A 4876-nucleotide genomic window follows, 5' to 3' on the forward strand; every position below is an offset into this window, starting at 1 on the left:
CCCCCGTCACGATGTGCGCACCGCCCTCCGGGACTCGCGGCCGAGCAGCCACACGAGATACAGCCCGCCGAGGCACACCGTGATCGCGCCCGTCGGCAGCACGATGCCCGGCACCGCGTGCTGCGCGATCACATCGGCCGCCAGCAGCAGGAACGCCCCCACCAGCGCCGAGCCGAACAGGTCGACGGATGCCCCGTGCCCCGTGATGCGCCGGGCGATCTGCGGCGCGGCCAGCGCCACGAACGCGATGGGACCCGCCGCCGCGGTCACGAGCGCCGTTGCCGCCACGCTCAGCACGATGAGGATCAGCTTCGTGCGCTCCACCGGCACGCCCAGCATCGCCGCCGCGTCGTCGCCGAGCTCGAGCCGCCGCATCCGGCGTTGCGCCGTCGGCAGCCACACCAGGATCAGGGCGAGCACGAGGGCGCTGACGGCGACCGTGGTGCCGTCCACGGCGGCGAGGCTCCCCGCCCCCCAGACCGCCGCGCGCAGGGCCACGTCGACGTCGACCTTCACGCTGAACCAGCTGTTCACCGAGGTGAGGAACGCGCCCACCGCGACGCCGACGATCACGAAGCGGAAGCCCTGCACACCGCCCCGGTGCGCGAGCAGGTATACCGCCAGCGCCGTCACGAGACCGCCGACGAGCGCTCCTATGCCCATCGCGGCATATGAGGTGAACCCCAGCATCAGCGCGCCGACGGCGCCCGTGTACGAGCCCGTCGTGAGGCCGATGATGTCGGGGCTGCCGAGCGGATTGCGGGTGAGTGACTGCAGGATGGCACCGCCGATCGCGAGCGCGGCGCCGAACAGCACGGCGGCCAGCACGCGCGGCATCCGCCATTCGAGCACGACGGTGCGCACGCGTCGCTCGCCCGATCCGAGCAGCGCCGCGACGAGCTCGTCGGCGGAGATCGCGTAGCTGCCGAGCGTGAGGGCGACCCCGGCCAGCAGCACGGTCGCGACCGCCACCGCGGCGCACACGACGATCGAGCGCCGTGTGGTCTGGAACGAGAGCCGGCCGATCCGGATGGGGATGGCCCCGCCCGCGCGCACCCCGGCCGCGCGCACCCCGGGCTGTGTCGACGCCCGGCTCCCCACCCGCGTCACAGCCCCGCCGCCCGTCGCCGGCGCACGAGCACGACGAGCACGGGGGCGCCGATGAGCGCGGTGATGATGCCGACCTGCAGCTCCCCCGGCAGCACGACGACGCGGCCGATGACGTCGGACACGAGCACGAGGACCGGGGCGAGCACCACGGTGAACACGAGGATCCAGCGCCAGTCCGGTCCCGTGATCCACCGCACGGCGTGCGGGACCATGAGCCCCACGAACGAGATCGGGCCCGCGGCCGCCGTCGCCGCGCCGCAGAGCAGCGTGACCGCGAGGAACACCACGATCCGCGTCGGCCCGATCCGCGCGCCGACCGTGCGTGCGAGGTCCTCGCCGAGCGCCAGGGCGTTGAGCGGACGCGCCACGAAGACCGTGAGCAGCAGCCCGATGCCCACGAGCGGCGCGATCACCGCGGCGGCATCGGACGGGCGGTCTGTGATCGAGCCCACCATCCAGAACCGCATCCGGTCGAAGGTCTCGACGTCGATGAGCGCGAGGGTCTGCGAGATGCCGATCAGCACGGCCCCGAGCGCGATGCCGACGAGCGTCAGCCGCGCGGGCGAGGGCGCGCCGGTGCCTCCCGAGGCGATCGCGTAGACGAGGACCGACGCGGCCACCGCGCCCGCCAGCGCGAAGGGCAGGTACTGCGCCGTGCTGGTCACCCCGAAGAACGCGACGCCCAGCACGACCGCGAAGGCGGCTCCGGCGTTCACGCCGAGGATGCCGGGATCGGCGAGCGGATTGCGCGTGAGCGCCTGGATCAGCGCGCCCGCGGTGCCGAGCGCTGCGCCCACGACGAGACCGAGCACGGTGCGGTTCACGCGCGCCTCGGTCACCGTGATCTGTGCAGTGGAGCCGTCCGGCTCGGTGAACGCGCGCCACACGGTGCCGAGGGGCAGCAGGGCCGAGCCCACGCAGATGCTCGCGACCACCGCGAGCGCCAGCACGGCCAGCGCGACGCCGAGTGCCACGAGCCGCCGCCCGGTGCGCGGGCGGCGTGCGGGCGCGGCGGCATCCGGTTCGGCGATCGCGGTCACCACTGCATTATGCGGGGACGAGTGCGGTCGGGACGGCCAGGCTTCGGGTGCGGGCACCGCGCGGGGACCGGCTCGGGTGCCGCACCGGAACGGGCTCGGGCGCCACGCCGGAGCCTGCACGCGCCTGCATGAGCACCGCTGTCGCGCGCTCGGGCATCATGCGGGCGCCCCCAAGCCCTCGCGCTCGGGTGCTGCCATCGCCAGGGCGGCGGCGGGATCGGCGGTGAGATCGTGCGGGCGCGCACCCGTCTCACGGCTGAGCGCCCGCACGAGGCCCGCACGGGTCGCGAAGCCGGCCGCACGAGCGGCGGTCGTGAGATCGCCTCCGCCCAGCAGGACGGAGATCGCCGCGTTCAGGCGCGCACGCGTGCGCCAGCGGGCGAACTGCAGCCCGGTCTCGTCGAGGAACACGCGCTGCACCTGCCGAGGCGACATCCGATGCCGCTCGGCGAGCCGCTCCAGGGTCGCCCCGGTGCGCATCGCGTCGCGCGCGAGCCCTGCGGCGACCGGATGCGTGGGCAGCGTGACGGGGAAGTACTGCCGCCCTACGCGCCGCAGGATGCTGCCGAGCGCGGCACGGAACGGCGCGATCTGCTCCGCCGAGGCCGGCGCGGCGCCGAGCACCGTCGTCATCACGTCGACAAGCGCCGGGACGACGCCCAGCAGCCGCACGCGCTGCGCCGGCGCATCGGCCGGATCGAGCAGCGGGCCGAGCGCCATCCCGCCCTCCCCCAGACGCACCGAGTGGGGCACGTGGGGGGCGAGCCACACGCTCTCGCGGCGCCGGAGAGTCAGCGCCTGGCCGTCGACGACGAGCTGCGCGCTCCCCGACACGACGTAGATGAGGTGCGGCTCGTCGTGCTCGTGCGTGTCGTGGCCGAGAAAGCGGATGGCGTTCTCCGACACCACTGTGGCGAGCGCGTGGACGGACATCGGGCACCTCCTGGAGCGGGCGGAGAACGTCTCCCGACGCGAGGTGAAGAGCGTCTCCGAGCGAGCGAAAGACGTCGCATCCGTCACCGCCGATGTCGGATCGGGATGCGGTCGACGTCGCAACCCAGCCTAGCCTTGCCTTACCGGCGTCATCAGGACGGCCGGTTCGTCACGTCCACAGCACAGCGAGGTCCCATGCGCACCGCACTTCGTCCCCTCACCGCAGCCGCCGCCCTCGGCGCGCTCCTGCTCACCGGCTGCTCCGCCGCCGATCCCGCAGCCGAGTCGACCGAGGCCGGCGGCGACAGCACCCGCGTCGTCACGACCGACCAGGGGGACGTCACCGTCCCCACCGACCCTCAGCGCGTGGTCGTGCTGAACTACGCCCTCGCCGGCTACCTCTACAACCTCGACGTGCCGGTCACCGCGATCACGCCCGAGTTCGCCGACACCGGCGACGAGACGTACTCGGACTTCTGGGCCGAGGACGCCGAGGAGGACGGCACCGAGTTCCTGCCCTGGTCGAGCGACGGCTACGACCTCGAGTCGATCCTCGCGGTCGAGCCCGACCTGATCATCGGCGGCGGCATCGGGTTCCCGCTCTTCCAGGCCGAGCAGGTCTACGACGAGCTGGCCGACATCGCCCCGACCGTGCTCGTGAGCGGATCGTTCACGACCTGGCAGCAGCAGTTCTCGTTCCTCGCCGAGGACGTGTTCGACAAGGGCGACGAGTACGCCGACTACGTCGCTGCCTACGACGACCGCGCGGCCGAGGTCGCTGCGGCGATCACGCCGCCTCCGGGACCCTCGTCGTTCGTCGCGTTCACGGCCGACGGCACCGCATACGCGCTGGTCGAGTCCGTGGGCCTTCCGACCGAGTTCGCCGCGGTCGGCATCGAGCCGGCGCCCATCTTCGCCGAAGGCGACTTCGAGGTCTACGGCTCGGGCAACGACATGTTCGAGCTGTCGACCGAGCAGGTCGGCCAGGTCATCACACAGCCGAGCGTGTTCGTGATGGGCTTCAGCAGCGATGACATCACGGTCGAGAGCCTCTCGCAGAACCCCGTCTACGCGTCGCTGCCCGCATTCCAGTCCGGGAACGCGTACGACCTGCCCCAGTGGGCGCTGCGCGGCGACTACGACGAGGCGCTCGCCCTGCTCGACCTGATCGAGGAGCAGTTCTCCTGAGCAGGCGATCCTTCACCACCCATCCGCTGGTCGTCCGGCGGGCGGATGTGCGCCGCATCCGGGACATCACCCCCCGGATGCGGCGCATCACCCTCTCCGGGGCCGAGCTCGACGCGTTCGAGAGCGCAGCGGGGTCTCATCCGGAGTTCGCCGCTCCCGGCTTCGACGACCACGTCAAGCTGATCTTCGCCTCGGACGGCGACATCGCCGGTGCGGTGCCGCGACAGCTCACGCACGGCATCGAGTGGGGGCCGTCCGAGACCCGGCTCGGCCGCGACTACACGCCCCGGCGCATCGAGCGGACGGATGCGGGAATCGAGCTCGATCTCGACTTCGTGCTGCACGGCGAGGGGCCCGCGGCATCGTGGGCCGGGGCCGCGGTGCCGGGCGACCCGCTGTGGTTCGTGGGACCCAAGTCCTCCACGGTGCTGCCCGACGGGCTCGACTGGGTGCTGCTCGCGGGCGACGAGACCGCCCTGCCCGCCATCGGCCGCTACCTGGACGAGCGTCCCTCGGAGGCTCCGGTGCGCGTCGTGGTGCTCGTCGAGGATGCGGCGGCGAAACAGCAGCTCGCCCTGCGCGCCGGCGACCGGGTGGAATGGATC

The 4876-nt window shown here is 72.8% G+C and carries 5 protein-coding genes; 2 read left to right on the top strand and 3 right to left on the bottom strand.

What is annotated here, in order from left to right:
* Positions 1-6: 6 nt before the first annotated feature.
* The 3 genes from GVL03_RS18655 to GVL03_RS18665 all read right to left on the bottom strand — a co-directional run bounded on the left by GVL03_RS18655 (position 7) and on the right by GVL03_RS18665 (position 3083).
* Entirely contained in the window at positions 7-1071 is a 1065-nt protein-coding gene (locus GVL03_RS18655; protein WP_235038240.1) for an iron chelate uptake ABC transporter family permease subunit, read from the bottom strand.
* A gap of 35 nt (positions 1072-1106) precedes the next feature.
* Positions 1107-2150 (bottom strand): iron chelate uptake ABC transporter family permease subunit, encoded by a 1044-nt coding sequence (locus GVL03_RS18660; protein ID WP_235038241.1) that lies wholly within the window; start codon positions 2148-2150, stop codon positions 1107-1109.
* A 156-nt stretch (positions 2151-2306) separates the two neighbouring features.
* The gene (locus GVL03_RS18665) at positions 2307-3083 is read right to left on the bottom strand and encodes a helix-turn-helix domain-containing protein (protein WP_159502513.1); all 777 of its coding nucleotides are present in this window, start codon (positions 3081-3083) and stop codon (positions 2307-2309) included.
* 195 nt (positions 3084-3278) lie between these two features.
* Here GVL03_RS18665 and GVL03_RS18670 point away from each other — a divergent pair, with 195 nt between their 5' ends.
* Complete coding sequence (locus GVL03_RS18670) at positions 3279-4271, top strand: ABC transporter substrate-binding protein (protein ID WP_159502514.1); 993 nt, start codon at positions 3279-3281, stop codon at positions 4269-4271.
* Between the two features lie 47 nt (positions 4272-4318).
* On the top strand, positions 4319-4876 hold a 558-nt coding region (locus GVL03_RS18675), incomplete at its 3' end, for a siderophore-interacting protein (protein ID WP_306770356.1).

The organism is Microbacterium sp. 18062 (assembly GCF_902706225.1).
Taxonomy (GTDB): domain Bacteria; phylum Actinomycetota; class Actinomycetes; order Actinomycetales; family Microbacteriaceae; genus Microbacterium.